General features: G+C 60.7%; 15 protein-coding genes. 8 read left to right on the plus strand and 7 right to left on the minus strand.

All coding sequences use genetic code 11. The features are described from left to right. The 4 genes from CLH61_RS01280 to CLH61_RS01295 all read left to right on the plus strand — a co-directional run bounded on the left by CLH61_RS01280 (position 1) and on the right by CLH61_RS01295 (position 2,541). The gene (locus CLH61_RS01280) at positions 1-558 is read left to right on the plus strand and encodes a CDP-alcohol phosphatidyltransferase family protein (RefSeq protein ID WP_099612894.1); all 558 of its coding nucleotides are present in this window, start codon (positions 1-3) and stop codon (positions 556-558) included. After that, positions 555-1,253, plus strand: coding sequence for a DnaA regulatory inactivator Hda (gene hda / locus CLH61_RS01285; RefSeq protein WP_099612895.1), 699 nt, complete (start codon positions 555-557; stop codon positions 1,251-1,253). Before CLH61_RS01280 ends, hda begins: the two co-directional genes overlap by 4 nt. Before the next feature lie 144 nt (positions 1,254-1,397). Further along, on the plus strand, positions 1,398-2,195 hold the full coding sequence (locus tag CLH61_RS01290) for a ParA family protein (protein WP_099612896.1): 798 nt from the start codon (positions 1,398-1,400) through the stop codon (positions 2,193-2,195). A gap of 16 nt (positions 2,196-2,211) precedes the next feature. Continuing rightward, a complete protein-coding gene (locus tag CLH61_RS01295; protein ID WP_099612897.1) occupies positions 2,212-2,541 on the plus strand; it encodes a YqcC family protein in 330 nt (109 codons plus the stop codon). Here the strand turns inward: CLH61_RS01295 and CLH61_RS01300 are convergent. Then, positions 2,538-5,264, minus strand: coding sequence for a putative bifunctional diguanylate cyclase/phosphodiesterase (locus CLH61_RS01300; protein ID WP_099612898.1), 2,727 nt, complete (start codon positions 5,262-5,264; stop codon positions 2,538-2,540). The genes CLH61_RS01295 and CLH61_RS01300 overlap by 4 nt on opposite strands. 109 nt (positions 5,265-5,373) lie before the next feature. After that, the gene (gene nadC / locus CLH61_RS01305) at positions 5,374-6,222 is read right to left on the minus strand and encodes a carboxylating nicotinate-nucleotide diphosphorylase (RefSeq protein WP_099612899.1); all 849 of its coding nucleotides are present in this window, start codon (positions 6,220-6,222) and stop codon (positions 5,374-5,376) included. Between the two features lie 92 nt (positions 6,223-6,314). Here nadC and CLH61_RS18275 point away from each other — a divergent pair, with 92 nt between their 5' ends. The 4 genes from CLH61_RS18275 to CLH61_RS01320 all read left to right on the plus strand — a co-directional run bounded on the left by CLH61_RS18275 (position 6,315) and on the right by CLH61_RS01320 (position 10,405). Continuing rightward, positions 6,315-6,542 (plus strand): hypothetical protein, encoded by a 228-nt coding sequence (locus CLH61_RS18275; protein WP_143752052.1) that lies wholly within the window; start codon positions 6,315-6,317, stop codon positions 6,540-6,542. A 68-nt stretch (positions 6,543-6,610) separates the two neighbouring features. Further along, entirely contained in the window at positions 6,611-8,797 is a 2,187-nt protein-coding gene (locus tag CLH61_RS01310; protein ID WP_099612900.1) for a DUF1631 domain-containing protein, read from the plus strand. 148 nt (positions 8,798-8,945) lie between these two features. Further along, the gene (gene ampD, locus CLH61_RS01315; RefSeq protein WP_228152509.1) at positions 8,946-9,521 is read left to right on the plus strand and encodes a 1,6-anhydro-N-acetylmuramyl-L-alanine amidase AmpD; all 576 of its coding nucleotides are present in this window, start codon (positions 8,946-8,948) and stop codon (positions 9,519-9,521) included. Further along, entirely contained in the window at positions 9,521-10,405 is an 885-nt protein-coding gene (locus CLH61_RS01320; RefSeq protein ID WP_099612901.1) for a histidine kinase, read from the plus strand. The genes ampD and CLH61_RS01320 overlap by 1 nt, the downstream gene beginning before the upstream one ends. A gap of 19 nt (positions 10,406-10,424) precedes the next feature. On the opposite strand, the gene CLH61_RS01325 is transcribed toward CLH61_RS01320, so the two are convergent. From CLH61_RS01325 to CLH61_RS01345, 5 genes are all read right to left on the minus strand, one after another. Continuing rightward, positions 10,425-10,982 carry a cob(I)yrinic acid a,c-diamide adenosyltransferase gene (locus tag CLH61_RS01325; RefSeq protein WP_099612902.1) on the minus strand — a complete coding sequence of 186 codons (558 nt, stop codon included), beginning with the start codon at positions 10,980-10,982 and terminating at the stop codon, positions 10,425-10,427. Between the two features lie 42 nt (positions 10,983-11,024). Further along, complete coding sequence (locus CLH61_RS01330; RefSeq protein WP_099612903.1) at positions 11,025-11,981, minus strand: ketopantoate reductase family protein; 957 nt, start codon at positions 11,979-11,981, stop codon at positions 11,025-11,027. 3 nt (positions 11,982-11,984) lie between these two features. Further along, positions 11,985-14,855 carry a valine--tRNA ligase gene (locus CLH61_RS01335; protein ID WP_099612904.1) on the minus strand — a complete coding sequence of 957 codons (2,871 nt, stop codon included), beginning with the start codon at positions 14,853-14,855 and terminating at the stop codon, positions 11,985-11,987. Positions 14,856-15,234: 379 nt separating this feature from the next. Beyond that, positions 15,235-15,756 (minus strand): DNA polymerase III subunit chi, encoded by a 522-nt coding sequence (locus CLH61_RS01340; RefSeq protein ID WP_099612905.1) that lies wholly within the window; start codon positions 15,754-15,756, stop codon positions 15,235-15,237. Beyond that, complete coding sequence (locus CLH61_RS01345) at positions 15,756-17,249, minus strand: leucyl aminopeptidase (RefSeq protein WP_099612906.1); 1,494 nt, start codon at positions 17,247-17,249, stop codon at positions 15,756-15,758. Before CLH61_RS01345 ends, CLH61_RS01340 begins: the two co-directional genes overlap by 1 nt. Between the last annotated feature and the right edge of the window lie 68 nt (positions 17,250-17,317).

Here is a 17,317-nt window from a genome sequence, read left to right on the forward strand (position 1 = left end):
ATGAGGCAACGCTGGCGCTGGATTCCGAATGCCCTGACGTTCCTGCGGATTCTGCTGATTATTCCGTTCGCCCTCGCGTTACTGGCAGAGAGCTACCGGCTGGCGCTGGCGGTGTTTTTCGTGGCCGCCATTACCGATGGTTTTGACGGGTACCTGGCGCGTCACTTCAACTGGCGGACCCGGCTGGGCGCAATAGCGGACCCGCTAGCCGACAAGGCGCTGCTTATTACGGCCTATCTCATGCTCACCCTGACCGGCGTTTTGCCGGTCTGGTTGTTTTTGCTGGTGCTGGGGCGCGATCTGCTGATTGTGGCGGGCGGGCTGGCCTTTCACTACGGCATCGGCAAATTCGATATGGAGCCGAGCATTCCGGGTAAACTCAACACCCTTATTCAGATTGTCGTGGCACTGGCCATAATTGTGCTGCTGGCCGGTTTGCCCATGCAGGGCTGGGTACTCGAGGCAGGCATCTGGCTGGTCGCGGTGTCTGCGATCATCAGTGGTGGCCATTACACGGCTGTTTGGGGCTGCCGGGCCTGGAGGGCCAAGAAGCAATGAGTGGATCCCAGCTGACCCTTGGCGTCCGGTTAAGGGATGACGCTCGGTTCGTTAACTTCCTCGGCGATCGTAATGCCGCTGCGGCAAGGCAGTTGGCAGCGGTATGTCAGGGCGATACCGATATGCCTGTGGTGATTCTGTGCGGGGATTCCGATACCGGAAAGAGTCACCTGTTGCAGGCTGCCTGTCACCTCCTCGAACAGCAAGGCAGCAGTGCCGTGTGTGTCAGCATGGGAGAATTGTTGCCATTCGGGCCAGAAGCGTTGCTCGGCCTTGAAAATCAGGAGCTGACAGGGTTGGATGACCTCGACCTGATTGCCGGCAAGCCGGAGTGGGAAGAGGCGGTTTTCCATCTCTATAACCGGGTACTGGATCGGGGGCATCGCCTGTTCATCAGTCTATCGGACACGCCGGTCAACGTCCCGTTTGGCTTGCAGGATCTCAAATCGCGCCTGCAACATGGCCTGGTGCTGCAGCTCGGGGTATATCGTGATGATGACCGCCTGAAGATTCTCAGTGCCAGGGCGGAGCAGCGCGGGCTGGTACTGACGGACGAAGTGGCGTCCTTTATCCTCCGGCGGGCACCTCGGAAGCTGGCGGAGCTGTTGGCAATTCTGGACCGGCTTGATGAAAACTCTCTGCAGGCGCAACGCAGGCTGACCATCCCTTTTGTCAAATCGGTGATGGGCTGGTGAGCTTCGATAATGCCGGAAAGTGCCGATAGCGCCACAGGTCGGTAGAAAGCGCCGGTAATCAGCCACAATGATACGGCAGTAACAACCAGAGCAGCGGCCCGGTGTGCCGCAACAATAATCTCAGGGAAACAGCCAGAGGGCGATATGAGACGAGTGGTATTCAATCAGAAGGGCGGTGTGGGCAAGTCCAGCATTACCTGTAATCTGGCGGCCATCAGTGCGACAAGAGGCAAACGTACCCTCGTGGTAGACCTGGACCCCCAGGGAAACTCTACCCATTACCTGCTGGGCAAGCCGGCGGCCGACCTGAAGGACACCGTCGCGGATATGCTGGAGCAGACCGTGGCTTTCACGGTGTTCAATCGCCGCCCTGACGAGTTTGTCCATGCCACCCCCTTTGACAACCTCTTTGTGATGCCTTCCAGTCCTGAACTGGACTTTCTCGAACGCAAGCTGGAAGCCAAGCACAAGATCTACAAGCTTCGGGAAGCGTTGAAGAAACTCGGCGAGAATTTCGATGCGATCTACATCGATACGGCGCCAGCGCTCAATTTCTACACCCGATCGGCACTGATCGCCGCACAACGCTGCCTGATTCCCTTTGATTGTGACGATTTCTCCCGCCAGGCCCTGTACAACATCCTGAACGAGATACGGGATCTGCAGGAAGATCATAATGAAGACCTGGTGGTCGAAGGCATTGTGGCCAACCAGTTCCAGCCGCGGGCCAGCCTGCCGCGCCAGCTGGTGCGTGAGCTGATCGAAGAGGGGCTTCCGGTATTGCCGGTGCGGTTGTCCAGCTCAGTGAAGATGAAAGAATCCCATCAGGCCCGGCAACCGCTGATTCACCTGGCCCCCAAACATGCCCTGACCCGGCAGTACGAAGACCTGTTCCGGGTTCTCCACGGCGAGCAGGTGGAATTGGTTGAGTTGGAAGACTGAACCCGGAGGAAATGAGATGGCGGACAGTAAACATCTGGAGCGGGTGGCTGACAGCCTGCTCCGGATTGAAATTGAACTCCGGGAGATTGATGCCTGGAGTGCAGAGCCGCCAGCCCCGGAAGCACTGCAGAGTACCCAGCCGTTCTGCATCGATACCCTGGATTTTACCCAGTGGTTGCAGTTCGTGTTTCTGCATCGGATGAAGATTCTGGTAGAAAGCGGTCAGCCTTTGCCGGCCGTCTCGGGGATGGCGCCCATGGCGGAAGAACATTTTCGCGGCCGCGAACAGGCGGGTCGCGGGCTGGTGCGCGCGCTCGAAGAAATGGATCGCCTGCTTTCCCGCTAGCTTCCCGGCTTGGTCGGTGGATTGTGAAAGCTGAAGTTGAAGGGGATTTCCGGCAACAGGATTTCCCCCGCATTGGCCCGCCGGAACAATTCACTCAGCTCCTGGCTGGGAACGGCTGGCGAGAAGCGATGGCCCTGTAACTGATGGCAGCCCGCGGAACGCAGGAAGGCATCCTGTTCGGGAGTTTCGACACCTGACGCGGCCACCGTCAGGGAAAGCTGGCGCGCGAGGTTGATCAGGGTATGGACAATCGCGCCGGCGCTTTCGTCATAGGGCGCGTGCTGCAGCAGATCCTGGTCAATCTTGACCTGGTCGAACGGCAGATCCCGCAACAGGCGCAGCGATGACAGGCCGCTGCCGAACCGGTCGAGTACCAGTCCCACGCCGAGCTTCTTGAGTTGTCGCAGCGTCTTGCCGGCTTCGTCCAGATGGTGGGTGAGATTTTTCTCATCGATTTCAATGAGAAGCAGTGTGGGGTCGAGTCGGGTCTCGCGGATCACCCGGCTCAGTTGCCCGGCAAGGCGGGGGTGATTGTACTGGCTCGAAGACAGGTTGATCCGGATGGCCACGGGTGAGCCGCTCATGGCCTGGATAGCCTTTGCTTGCAGGCAGGCATTCAGGCAGACCCATTCCCCCAGGGCCTGCAGTTGCCCGCTCTGTTCAGCAACGTCTAGAAAATCGGCGGGGCCCAGCAGGCCCCGCTGGGGGTGGCGCCAGCGTAGCAGGGCTTCTACCCCCTGAATTTGGCCATTGCGGGCATCAAAAACCGGCTGGTAGTACAGGTCGAGCTGGCCCAGTTCCAGTGCTTCTCTCAATTCCTGTTCCAGTACCTGCTGGCGCTGGATTTCTTCGTTCATTTCGGCGCTGAAGAACTGGATGTTGTTGCGCCCGGCCTTCTTGGCCCGATACATCGCCATGTCCGCATTTTTCATCAGCTGGTCATAGTCGCGGCCATCGGCGGGAGCGAGGGTGATGCCGATGCTCGAGGTGATAACCAGCTCTCCCCCGGGTACCTGGATGGGGCGGGTCATCTCCTCCAGGATGTTGCGTGCCACCTTTTCACATCCCTCGGCACCGCTCACTCTCGCCAGCATGACGGCAAACTCGTCGCCGCCCAGGCGTGCCACCGTGTCTTCTTCCCTCACGCAGCGGGTAATACGGCTGGCCAGTTCCTGCAGCAGCTGGTCTCCCGCATCGTGACCGAGGGTGTCGTTAATCCGTTTGAAGTGATCGACATCTAGCCCGATTACCGCACATTGGTGCCCATAGCGCAGGGCACTGGTGATGGCCTGGCGGCAGCGGTCCTCAAACAGGCGCCTGTTGGCGGTGTCGGTCAGGGCATCGTAATGGGCGAGATAATGCAGTTGGGCCTGGGTCTTGCGGATTTCGGTGATGTCCTGGCCAACCATGATCAGCCGGTGACGCCCGGGGTCTTCGTCCTCGGTCAGCCGGCTCAGGTTCCAGAGGACGTGATGTCGGCTGCCGTCATAGCCGTGAATTTCGGTTTCAAGACTGTCGCGCCCCAGGTCGCTCTTCAGCAGCTTGAGTATCTTCCAGGCCAGCTCGTCCCTTTGCTCCGGGGGGATGAATGCGGTGCTGAGGTTGCGGCCGAGGGCCTCGTCACGGCTGTAACCAAACAGCATTTCGGCGGCGCTGTTCCATTGCCGGATAACAATGTCGCCATCAACCACGATGATCGGATTGCTGGCAGTTTCAAACAGCGCCCGGAAATGTTGCGATGACCGGCGAAAGGACTTTTCCGCTTGCTGGCGGACGAAGATCTCATCCTTGAGTTCGTAATTGGTCAGCTGAAGCTCGCGGGTGCGCTGCTCCACGATATCTTCCAGACCATTTTCGATACGCTCGCGGTCCCGCAACAAAATCCGGATATAGCAGGATATCGCCACCATCATGGTTATCAGTGACTGGGCCAGTATCACGGTATCCGGATTACTGTCGCTGGTCACTCCCACCACCACGGCCAGCAACCCGCCAAGCCCGGCCACCGAGATGCCGGACATGGCATCGGTGAGGGAGAAGCGGGTTGCCGCCCAGGTCATCAGCGGAAGCAGGATGAACAGTGCCTGAAGTGGCTGGTGCCAGATCATGGCGAGGGCAAACAGCAGAGTCAGCAGCCAGAGAACCGCCTCACCCGAGCGGTTGGCGGCCTGGCGGGTAGGGGTGTATCCCTCATGGGCCAAGGTAGGGACGGCGGTTGCCAGCGCCCCGAGGAAGCTGGCAAGCCACAGGTTCAGAACCGGGGGATTCAGCTCTGCGAGATGCTGCGGTGACATGGCCAGTTCCGGAAGAACGGCGACCAGGCAGCCCAGGGTCAGGGCGCCCAGAAACCATAGAAAGGCCTGGTAGCTGGACAGCGGTGAGGCAAGTCCGCGGGATTTGCGATAACTCCACCAGCCGGCAAGCATCAGGGTCAGGGTAGTGATGAAGCCGCTCAGCATTGGCCAGAGCATGTCGACGGCATCGGGAGGCTGGCGGACCAGTGCTGCGCCGAGACCGGCAATGGCCGCGCCGCCCAGTGCCAGGGGGAGGGCGGACTCCTGGCGCCGGTACAGAAGTGCCAGGCCGTAACCGGCCGGCAGTGCGATCACCGGAAAAGGTGCCAGCATGTTGAGCGCTTCTCCCAGCAGGGTCAGCGCTGCAAAAATCAGCAGCCGAATGGCTGCATCACGCCAGCTGTATGTGAAACCAATATCTTCAGCCACTATCAGGATATCCTGCCTGACTACTGCGAGCCTTGTGTTGATTTCCGGGCAGCCTCAGAGAGGTCCGGCAATGCTGTCCGCTCAGCGAATGGCCGACCCTGGGTAACACTCAGGTAATCGGATCCAGTCGCATGGACAGGTCAACGGCTTTCAGGTCCTTTGTGAGCGCGCCGATGGAAATGTAATCGACACCGGTTTCGGCAATGGGAACCAGCGTTTCCGGATTTATTCCTCCGGATGCTTCAAGTTTAGACCGACCCCCTGCGAGTGCAACTGCCGCTTTCATGTCGTCCAGCGAGAATTCATCCAGCATGATGATATCGGCGCCGCACGCCAGGGCCTGGGACAGTTCGTCGAGGTTTTCGGTTTCAACTTCGACCGGGCGCCCCGGGGCCAGTTGGCGGGCCGCCGCAACGGCTGCGGCGATCGATCCGCATGACGCAATATGGTTTTCCTTGATCAGGAAGGCATCCCACAGGCCGATGCGGTGATTGTCGCAGCCGCCGCAGGTCACCGCGTATTTCTGGGCCAGACGCATGCCCGGCAGGGTTTTGCGGGTATCCAGCAGACGGACCCCGGTATGGGCGACCCGGGAGGCATAATGATGACAGGTGGTTGCGACACCGGACAGGGTCTGCAGCCAGTTCAGTGCGGTCCGCTCCCCGGTCAGCAGGCTGCGGGCGGGGCCTTCAAGGCTGAAAAGCACCTGGTCAGGTGACACCTGATCGCCATCACGGACCTGCCAGTTTACTGCGACCGCGGGATCGACCTGGCGGAATACTTCGTCGACCCACGCGGTGCCGGCAATGACCGCGGATTCCCTGGTGATCACCCGCCCCGACGTACGTCGTTCGACGGGAATCAGCGCGGCCGTGATATCTCCGCTGCCAATGTCTTCCCGCAGGCTCTGGGCGACGGTTTCAATACGGGACTGGCGGAGAAGTTCAGGGCAGATCATAGGCAGGTTTCCGTTGTCGGGTGTCGTCAGGTAAGCCAGGGCGAAGCAATTCAACGCGCTACAGAACCGCGATTCTATTACCTGGCCGTGGAATGTCCAAATGGCATTTCGGTAACGAAGTTGCAACCTTTGCCGCCGTTATCAGGGTGAATGCGGCCCTGGTCAATCCGGTGGGCGGTGATTGGAAAGTGACGGGTGACGTATTGCGTCACCCCGTTGCGCAAATAGTGGTCAGTATTTTAAGAATCGGCTCTTACTCTGTGATTTTTCAGCTAAAATGTGGCATGGTTCCGATGTTCACAATTAGTGACAAAACCTGACACAAGGTGACGACATAAAGGCCTATCATGTAACCCTAGGGTCATGATTTTTCAAGCGGAGCAGCTGAATGGCACAGGATCAAAAAGTGGTCAGTCTGAACAGGCACGGGTCGTTTGACCGTTTTTCAATGCCGTCTGCGCTGATCCGCCTGCGTGACACAGCTGGCCCTGAGTTGCGGCGGGTGTTGTCGCAGTTCTTCGATAATGCCGACGATGCGCTGTTTGACATGGCCGACCGTGCCGGCTCGGAAGGTGACCAGAAGGCCTATTTCGATGCCATGCGTGAGCTCCGGCTGCGGCGCCGTAACATGACGGTGTCGGTGTTGCAGTACGTCAGCCGTGCCTTCAATGAAATGGGGCGGTTTGATCCGGCCCTCGGCGGTTCGGGACTGGAAGATGTCAGCCCCGATTCGCTCAGCCTGGTCGGACATGCCGAGCTTGAGCAGAAGGTTGCAATCGAGAATCTCATTTCCAAGCTCCGTACCCGGTACCTCGATTCCATCAAATTGCTGACGGCCCGTGTCGAGCACCTGGTGCCGGGTGTCAAGCTGGCGGAGCGGCAGATGCCACTCAGCCCTGAAGTTCTCTGCACCGGCCTTGGTGAGGCCTGCGGTGATCTGGACATTGATATCCGCGCCAAGCTGGTGGTCCTCAAGCTTTTCGACAAGTTGTTGTTCGCCAACCTGGACGAGTTCTACCAGGGTGCCAACCGCCTGCTGATTGGCGAAGGCGTACTGCCTGATCTGAAGGCCTCCAAAGAATCCGCCGCCGGCAAGGCCCAGCAGCAACCCGGGCAGCGCGCCCCGGGGCCTGCGGCGCAAGCGCCCGGTCAGGCCAGCGGGTCCGGCCAGGCAACGTTTTCCGAGCTCAGCGAGCTTTTGCATCAAGGGAAGCCCGGGCAGGATGGTGCCCCGGCGGGGGCTGTGCAGCTGGATATCGGTACCCTGATGATCCGCCTGGGGGAAGTGCAGATCTCCACCCTCAGTGGCGGTACCGATCGGGTCGTGCCGCTGGCTGAACTGTTACGCCCGGTACTGCAGCCGGAGGGTGGCAAGGTCTATTCGGTTCGCCAGGTCGACAGCGATGTGATCAACCTCGTCTCCATGTTGTTCGATTTCATTCTCGAAGACCGGCAACTTCCGGCGGTCATGAAAGCATTGATCGCCCGGCTGCAGATTCCGGTACTCAAAGTGGCCCTGAGCGACCAGAACTTCTTCAACCGTGGCGGGCATCCGGCCCGCAAGTTGTTGAATGAACTTGCGATGGCGGGCATAGGCTGGACGGAAAAGCCGGCCGGTCAGCGCGATCCATTACGGGAGAAGGTGGAGCAGGTGGTTGAGCGTCTGCTGCATGATTTTACCGACAACGTCGAGATGTTCGCCGAATTATTGGCGGATTTCGGTCATTTCATGGATCTCGACCGGCGCCGGCGGGAACTGGTGGAGCAGCGCCTGCGTGATGCCGAGGAAGGTCGCGCCCGCCAGGAATATGCTGCCCAGGCGGTAACCGACCTGATCGTGGAGCTCACGGCGGGGCGGGATATACCGGTACCGATCCAGGGGATGCTGAATGAACCCTGGCGCAAGTATCTCCAGTGGCTTTTCCTGCGGGAGGGTGACACCAGTGTTCGCTGGCAGCATGCGGTCGAACTGACCGGTCGGCTGGTCTGGAGTGTTGACCCCCAGCCGGTTACCGATACCACCCGTACTGAGCTGTTGCGGGCGATCCCGACAATTGTGGATGAGCTGCGTAAGGCCCTGCAGGATATTTCCTGGGATCCGTTTGCCACCGACGGCGCGATCCGGGATCTGGAACTGGCCCATGTGGACGTCTTCCAGAAACTGGTGATTGCCCGCAACCGTCCGCCGCAGCCCGTTCCGGCCGCGCCGGCGCCTGTCATTGCCGAGCCGGCAGCTCCGGTGGCCGGTGCCGAGAGTTCGGTCGCCGAGGAAGACCAGGAAGAGCTGGCTGCGCGCGCCGAGTGGCTTGCCCGGGCAGACAGCCTGAGGGTGGGGTCCTGGATCGAGCTTGCCAGCGACAAGGGTAAGCTTCGCTGCAAGCTGGCAGCGTTTATCAAAGCCACCGGTAAATACATCTTTGTTAATCGCAACGGCGCCAAGGTGGCCGAATATTATCGTGAGGACCTCGCCAGTGCGCTGGCAAGTGGCGAACTGAGCATGCTGGATGACGGGCTGATCTTCGACCGTGCCCTGGAGTCGATCATCGATAACCTGCGCAGCAGTCGTCGCGACTGACGCCGGCAGGGGTTCCGGTATCGCCTGATGGCCGGCGGGGTGTGGCGAACGCCGGCTACTTGTGCTTCAATTTCCGGCAATTTCCCCATTCCGTAACCAGAAGAACCGGGACGCCATTATCAAACCCATCTCCCCTGAACACGAATCCATTGACCGGCTGCGGAGTACAGGCAGACTGGCGTCGGCGCGCTGGTGTCCGTCCCCCAATTTCGGTGTCCGTCCGCATGGCGCCACCATCTCGCTGCTGGTAGTCCATAACATCAGCCTGCCACCGGGTCGTTTTGGCGGTGACGGCATCGAAAAGTTTTTCTGTAACGAACTGGATCCCTCGGCTCACCCCTATTTTTGTGAAATTGCCGGCATGCAGGTGTCAGCCCATGCCCTGATACGCCGCGACGGGGCGGTGGTCCAGTTTGTCAGTTTTCTGGACCGTGCCTGGCATGCCGGACGTTCCAGTTTCTGCGGCGAGGACGAGTGCAATGACTTCTCCATTGGAATCGAACTGGAGGGCGCTGACGACGTGCCCTACACCAGTCGGCAATACCGGAGCCTGGCGGAGTTGTCGGCCTTGCTGATGAAGGCCTGGCCGGAGATAACCGCTGACCGGATAACCGGGCACAGCGATATCGCCCCCGGCCGCAAGACCGATCCGGGTCCGGCGTTTGACTGGGCGCGCTACCAGAGCCTGTTGCCAGGCCCCACCAAGCGGAAGGAGTCTGCCTGATGGCATTCGTGATTTTTCTGCTGGCCTACCTGCTTCGCCGTCGCCTGGATAACCTGGCGCATCAGGACCATGACGGTCTGTGGCGGAGGCTGTTCCGTAGTGGTCGCACGACAACTCCCGGCGAGGAATCCCGGGTGTGGCCGGGGTTGTTACTGGTGGGGCTCCCGGCGCTGCTGCTTGTCCTCGGAGACCATCTGCTGACCGCAGCGCACTGGCGGATCCTCGGGTATCCCATCGAATTTGTGCTGCTGGTAGTGCTGATGGGAGTACCGGGCTGGCGGCAGCATCTGGAAGCCTACACCATGGCCTGGGGCAGGGGTGATATGCAGGGGGCCTGGCACCATATCCGGGATTCCCTGCCGGAGCGGCACCGGGCTGATGCGGTAACGCCGGAAGCTATGCACCTGTTGTTGTCGCGGCAGTTCCTGGCGGCGGTATTCGAGCGCTACTTTCTGGTGGCGTTCTGGTATGTGGTTGGCGGCATAGGTTTTGCGCTGATGGCCCGCGGTATCATTGCCTTGCGGGATCACTGGCCACAGGTCGCCGCGCGGAAGCGGTTCGAGCGCTGGTCAGAGCTGGTGAGCTGGCTGCCGTCGCGGGTGCTGAGCTGTACTTTCGGGCTTGCCGGCGACTTGTCCGGCTGGCTGCGCAGCGGGCGCAGCACCCTGTTATCGGTGATCAGCACCGAGCAGACCCTGATCGTCGGGGCCAACAGCGCCCTGACCGGCTATGCCCTGGATCCTGCCCGTTTTGCCGAGCTTCACCCGGACGAATGCAGCCGGTTTGCTGACCGTAGCGTGATTGCAGTGCGGGATCTGCTTAACCGCAGCATGCTGATCTGGATCTGCGCCATCGCCTTGCTTGTTATTGCCGGCATTCTCTGACGGGGCCCTGACCCGGGCTTCAGAGACCGGAGGTTTTCTGTTCCCAGAGGATTTCTGCTCCGCCGTTACGGCGGGCCAGTACCCGCGCGATCACAAACAACAGATCCGACAGTCGGTTCAGGTAGTGTCGTGATGCGGTGTTGATGGAGTCCTCGTGACCAAGGGCCACCACCACCCGTTCGGCCCGGCGGCATACCGCTCGCGCCAGATGGCACTGGGCGGCTGCCCGCGAGCCGCCCGGAAGTATGAAGTTCTTTAGCGGCGGCAAGTCCTCGTTATAGGCGTCGAGTGTGGTCTCCAGCCACTGGATATGCTCGTCTCCGATCACCCGACTCCCCGGGATGGCAAATTCGCCGCCGAGATCAAACAGGTGGTGCTGGATCCGCCGCAGCACATCCCCCAGTTTGTCATCGGTTTCCAGGAACTCGATCAGCATGCCAATGTGGCAGTTGAGTTCGTCAGCGGTGCCCATTGCTTCAACCCGTTGGGCATTCTTGGCAATGCGATTGCCGTCAGCCAGGCCGGTCGAGCCATCGTCACCGGTGCGGGTGTAGATCTTGGAAAGGCGATTACCCATGGGATTACTCCGGTTGCCTGTAGTGGACGGTAGGGGCGTTGGTTATCGCCCGTAATTCGTAGACAGTTGTTTTACCTGCTCGGTCAGCATTTGGTTCACCGGCATCGGCAGTCCGAGCCTGGCCCCGCGGCTGACCATAAAACCATTGATGTAGTCGATCTCGGTGGCACGCCCGTGCTGTACGTCTGCTCGCATGGACGAGGTGTTGCTGGCGGTAGCGGTGGCTACCTGTTCAATCCGCTGGCGGAGAGCCTGCGGGCTTGCCGTCGGCAATTTCTCCGCCTCCAGCAGCTGGCTGATTTCCCTGCAGAGGGCATCAATATGCTCAAGGAATAATGGCGCGGTGAGGAGGTCGCCGTTCGGGCAATCCAGCAGGGCGGTAAACGGATTGATGCCGGCATTGATGATCAGTTTGTCCCACAGCCGCTGGAGGATCGCCGCTGTTGGGATAACCTCCAGGCCGGTGCTGGCAAGGGTTTCCGTCACCTTCGTGATGACCGGGTTGGCGCTGGCAGTGAGGGCGCCGAGCCAGGTCTGGCCCCGGCCGGCATGAACGGTGATATCCGCTGCCGGGCGATTGGCGCCTTCGGTGGTGCTGGCCGCCAGCACAGGACGGTCCGGCCAGCGGGCAGCTACCGCCTGCTGGCTGCCCATGCCGTTCTGGAACAGCACGACAGGGGTGTGTTCAGGCAGCATTGGCATGACCGTTTCGAGGGCAGCCAGGGTATCCTGCGCCTTGGTGGTTACCAGCAGAAGATCGGGTAGCTGGCAGGCCGGATCGAACCAGGCCACGGTGACCGGTCGCTCGGTGTCGTCAGGGCAGAGAAGCTGGTAGCTGACAGGATAGCGCGACTGGTCAGGAGAGTCGGTACGGGGCACAAACAAGGCGGTGCCGGCGGGCAGATAGCCCGCCCAAAGGCGCCCCAGGGATCCCGCCCCGAGAATGGCAACAGTGCCATCCCCGGGGCGGTTGGAGGGTACCAGCCCGCTGGCAGCCATGGGTTACATGGCCTCGATTTCGGACCGCTGTTCGCTCAGTCGCTTCAGGCTGCCCTGGGCATCCCGCAGTTTTTCCTGCTCTTTCTCGACCACGTCGGCCGGCGCCTTGGCGGTGAACTTTTCGTTGCCGAGCTTGCCTTCGAGGCGCCCGATTTCCTTCTGCAGACGATCCAGCTCCTTGTCGAGGCGCTTGAGTTCGGCCTCTTTGTCGATCAGGCCGGCCATGGGCACCAGTACTTCCATCTCGCCAACCAGCTGGGTTGCGGACATGGGGGCTTTGTCACCGGTGAACCAGTCCAGGCTCTCCAGCTTTGCGAGTGAGCCCAGGAACTGGCGGTTTTCGTCCATCCGGCGCTGGTCATCGGCATCGGCGCCCCGGAGCAGTACCGGAATCTTTTTCGCCGGCGAAATGTTCATTTCCCCGCGAATGTTGCGCACTGCCAGGATCACGCCCTTGAGCCACTCGATGTCGGCTGCCACCGTCGCATCCTGCTTGCCAGCGTCCGGTTGCGGGAAGGGCTGCAGCATGATGCTGTCGCCACTCTTGCCGGCCAGGGGAGCGATGCGTTGCCAGATTTCCTCGGTGATGAACGGCATCATCGGGTGGGCCAGTCGCAGCACAGCCTCCAGTACCCGGACCAGGGTGCGGCGGGTGCCACGTTTGGCTTCGGCGCTGGCGTTGTCATCGTTCAGGACCGGCTTCGACAGCTCGAGGTACCAGTCGCAATATTCGTTCCAGATGAACTCGTAGAGCGCGTAGGCGGCCAGGTCAAAGCGGTACTGGTCGAGATGGCGGATGACTTCCTGCTCGCAGGTCTGCAGCTGACTGACAATCCAGCGATCGGCGAGGGACAGTTCCACCGCCTCGTTGTTCACCCCGCAATCTTCACCTTCGGTGTTCATCAGCACGTAGCGGGCAGCGTTCCACAGCTTGTTGCAGAAGTTGCGGTAGCCTTCCAGTCGCTTCATGTCCCAGTTGATGTCGCGGCCGGTGGTGGCCATGGACGCCAGGGTGAAACGCAGGGCGTCGGTGCCATGGGCGGCAATGCCTTCCGGGAATTCCTTCTGGGTGCGCTTGCCGATCTTTTCGGCCAGCTTCGGTTGCATCAGGTTGCCGGTGCGCTTTTCCAGCAGCTCATCCAGGCTGATGCCGTCAATCATGTCCAGCGGGTCGATCACGTTACCCTTGGACTTGGACATCTTGTCGCCGTGCTCGTCCCGGATAAGGCCGGTAACATAGACGGTCTTGAACGGGACCTGCGGGGTGCCGTCCTCGTTTTTCATGAAGTGCATGGTCATCATGATCATCCGGGCGACCCAGAAGAAGATGATGTCGAAGCCGGTCACCAGCACGTCGGTGGGGTGGAAGGTCTTCAGGCGTTCGGTGATTTCCGGCCAGCCGAGGGTGCCGAAAGTCCACAGGGCGGAGCTGAACCAGGTGTCGAGTACGTCGTCATCCTGCTTCAGCTCGAGATCGGCGGCCAGGTTGTGCTTCTGACGCACGTCGTCTTCGTTGCGGCCCACGTAGATGTTGCCGTCGGCATCGTACCAGGCGGGAATCCGGTGGCCCCACCACAGTTGGCGGGAAATACACCAGTCCTGGATGTCACGCATCCAGGAGAAGTACATGTTTTCGTACTGCTTGGGTACAAACTGGATACGGCCGTCCTCGACTGCTTCGATGGCCGGCTTGGCCAGAGTCTTGGCATCGGCGAACCACTGATCGGTGAGCATGGGCTCGATGATCAGGCCGGAGCGGTCACCCCGGGGCACGCTAAGCACGTGGTCTTCTACGCGTTCGAGCAGGCCGTTGACGGTCATGTCGGTGACCACCTGGTCGCGGGCCTTTTCCCGGCTAAGGCCGGCGTAGGCTGCGGGAATCCTGCCATTGATGTCTTCATTGATGGTGCCGTCGGAGTTGAACACTTCCGCCACTTCACGGATGTTCGCGTCCTGGGTCATCACGTTGATCATCGGCAGGTTGTTGCGTTTGCCAACGGCATAATCGTTGAAGTCGTGAGCCGGGGTGATCTTGACGCAGCCGGAACCCTTTTCCGGGTCGGCGTGGTGGTCGGCCACAATCGGGATGCGACGGTTGACCAGCGGCAGGGTGACGAACTTGCCGATCAGGTGCTGATAGCGCTCGTCATCCGGGTGCACGGCGACGGCGGTGTCACCGAGCAGGGTTTCCGGTCGGGTGGTGGCGACCACCAGGTAGCCCTTGCCGTCTTTGGTCTGCTCGCCGTCAGCCAGCGGGTAGCGCAGGTGCCAGAAAAAGCCCTTCTCTTCCTTGTTTTCAACTTCCAGGTCGGAAATGGCGGTGTGCAGCTTCGGGTCCCAGTTCACCAGCCGTTTGCCCCGGTACACCAGGCCATCCTCGTACAGGCGGATGAAGACTTCCTGAACGGCTTTGTAGAAACCGTCGTCCATGGTGAAGCGTTCGTTGCTCCAGTCCACGGAGTTACCCAGGCGCCGCATCTGGCGGGTAATGGTGCCACCGGAGTGCTCTTTCCATTCCCAGATGCGTTTGATGAATTCGTCGCGGCCAAGGTCGTGGCGGGTTTTGCCTTCTTCGGCGGCCAGTTTGCGCTCGACGACCATCTGGGTAGCGATACCGGCATGGTCGGTGCCCACGGTCCAGAGGGCATTGCGGCCCTGCATGCGGCGATAGCGGGTGAGGGTGTCCATGATGGTGTGCTGGAATGCATGGCCCATGTGGAGGCTGCCGGTGACGTTGGGCGGCGGGATGGCGATGCTGTAGGACTGGCCTTCAGCGCTCTCTGCGCTTTCTCCTCGGGGGCGGAAGTACCCTTTGGATTCCCAGTTTTCGTACCACTGGCGCTCGATGTTTTCTGGCTGGTAGGTTTTTTCCATGGGTTTCTGCTGGTGACCGTTTGGTTGATTCACAAGGGGAAAATTAGACGCCCGATTATACATGGTCGCCATGATTGCGGCGAACTCTGCCACTGGCTTCTTTTTCAGGACTGGGGCCCCGGTGGAGAGCGAATTTGGAAGATGCGTTCCAAAACACGCTACGAGCACCCCTTCGGGGTCCAGCCAGCAATCACAGATTGCTGTCGTTCGGCTGTCGCATGAAGCTGCGCTTCATAAACGCTCGGCCTCACCCATGTGCGCTCGATTCGGGCCGTCCCTGGCCCTCAACGGTTTTGGAACGCATCTCCCAGATTCACTTTACAGACTTCGTGCAATTCGCTCGTGATGCAATCGATGAATGATTGAGGTGCATCGGGTATCAGCGTTTCCGCTGATCGTGCACTCTTGGCTCGATCCCCAGGGCCCGCAGCTGTTTGAAATGCGACCGGGCCTGGTTGAGTACCGACGGATCGTTGTGGGCCACCAGGGCAAGTCGCTTGAACCGGTCGGCGTCGGCCGGCAGGGTGGCGGAGAGGATGATGACGGTGTCCCAGTCTTCAGCGACCGGCGGGCACAGCAGGATGCCGACCGGGTCGCTGCAGGTGGTGGCAGAGTCGGCCACGACGCTGTGGGGGATGAAGGCATCGGGGCTGAAATTCCACAGCAGGTCGTCCAGTTCTTCAGCGTGGCGGGCGGTGTCGCACACGATGCAGACGCGGTCACCTTGCTGCCAGGCTTTGGCCACCAGCTTGGCCGCGTGGAGGTTGCGGGCGGCGGGGGTGTTCTGGGCGAGGATGTGGAACCAGTAACGCTGGTTTTTTTTGTCCTGCCCGGAGGCGCCGGCAGCTGAGCTGCCGGTCTCCGGGGTGTTGGTTGATGTGTGCTCTGGTTGGTCCTGCATTACTTGCCTGCGTGGGACATCAGGTAGTCAACCAGCAGGGGTACGGGGCGACCGGTGGCACCTTTGGCTTTACCGGAGGTCCAGGCGGTGCCGGCGATGTCCAGGTGGGCCCAGCGGTACTCCTTGGTGAAGCGGGACAGGAAGCAGGCCGCGGTGATGGTGCCGGCCGGGCGGCCGCCGATGTTCTGCATGTCGGCAAAGTTGCTGTCCAGCTGGCTCTGGTATTCGTCCCACAGGGGCAGGCGCCAGGCGCGGTCGCCAGTGCGTTCGCCGGCTGCGAGCAGTTCGTTGGCGAGGTCGTCGTTGTTGGCGAGCAGGCCGGTGGCGTGGTTGCCGAGGGCGATGATGCAGGCACCGGTGAGAGTGGCCAGGTCGATTACGGCAGCCGGGTTGAATTTCTTGACGTAGGTGAGGGCGTCGCACAGCACCAGGCGGCCTTCGGCGTCGGTGTTGAGGATTTCGACGGTCTGGCCGGACAGGGTGGTGACGATATCACCTGGCCGTGAGGCGCCGCCGTCCGGCATGTTTTCGGCCGCAGCAATGACGGCAACCACGTTGATCTTCGGCCTGGTTTCGGCCAGCACTCGCATGGCACCGAAGACGCTGGCGGAGCCGCCCATGTCGTACTTCATTTCATCCATGCCTTCGCCGGGCTTCAGGCTGATGCCGCCGGTGTCAAAGGTGATGCCTTTGCCGACGAGGACGTGGGGCTTGTCCTTGGCTTTGCCCCCGCGGTATTCCATAACAATCAGGCGTGGCGGCTGGCTACTGCCTTTGCCGACGGCGAGGATGGTGTTCATGCCCAGCTTTTCCATCTGCTTCTCATCAAGTACTTCGGTCTTGATGCAGTCAAACTCCTTGGCGAGGGCCTTGGCCTGGTCGGCCAGCCAGATGGGATGGCAGATGTTGGGCGGGGTGTTGCCCAGGTCGCGGGTGAAGTTCATGCCGCGCCCGGTAGCCAGGCCCAGGTTGAAAGCGTCTTTCAGCGCCTTGCCAGCTCCGGACGCGACAACGGTAACCTTGTTCAGCTTGCGGCTTGCCGGCTTGTCACTCTTGTAGTGATGGAAGCTGTAGAACTGTTCTTCCAGGATGCGACCGGTCACATTCAGTTTGGTGCTCTCGGAACTGACGGCTTCGTCTCCGTTAACCGGGGTGTCTGCCAGGCTGATCAGGGCGTTCTTCGACGGACCGTCCTTGAGGGCGCCAATGGCTGCCACCAGAGCCTTGCGATAGCTGGCGGGGCTGCGGTCCTTATCGGCGCCGGTGCCGACCACCAGCACGCGGCTCCAGGGCTGGTCTTGCAGGGGAATGAGCTGGGTTGCGCCGTTCTTGCCGGTCAGGTCGCCGCTCTTTTTCAGTTTGCCAATCAGCCCTCCCAGTGCCTCATCGGCCTGCTGGGTGCTTTGAGGCCAGTCGCCGCTTTCCGGTAATCCGATAACCAGGCAATCGGCTTTGGTACTGACGATGGGCTTACTGCTGAGGGTGAAATTCATGGCAACTCCCGTTGGCTGTTCTGGCATGGTTTGTTCTGGTGGTGGTGCAGATCGCTGCGAGCTTCAGG

Origin of the sequence: Marinobacter profundi (assembly GCF_002744715.1) — a bacterium.
Taxonomy (GTDB): domain Bacteria; phylum Pseudomonadota; class Gammaproteobacteria; order Pseudomonadales; family Oleiphilaceae; genus Marinobacter; species Marinobacter profundi.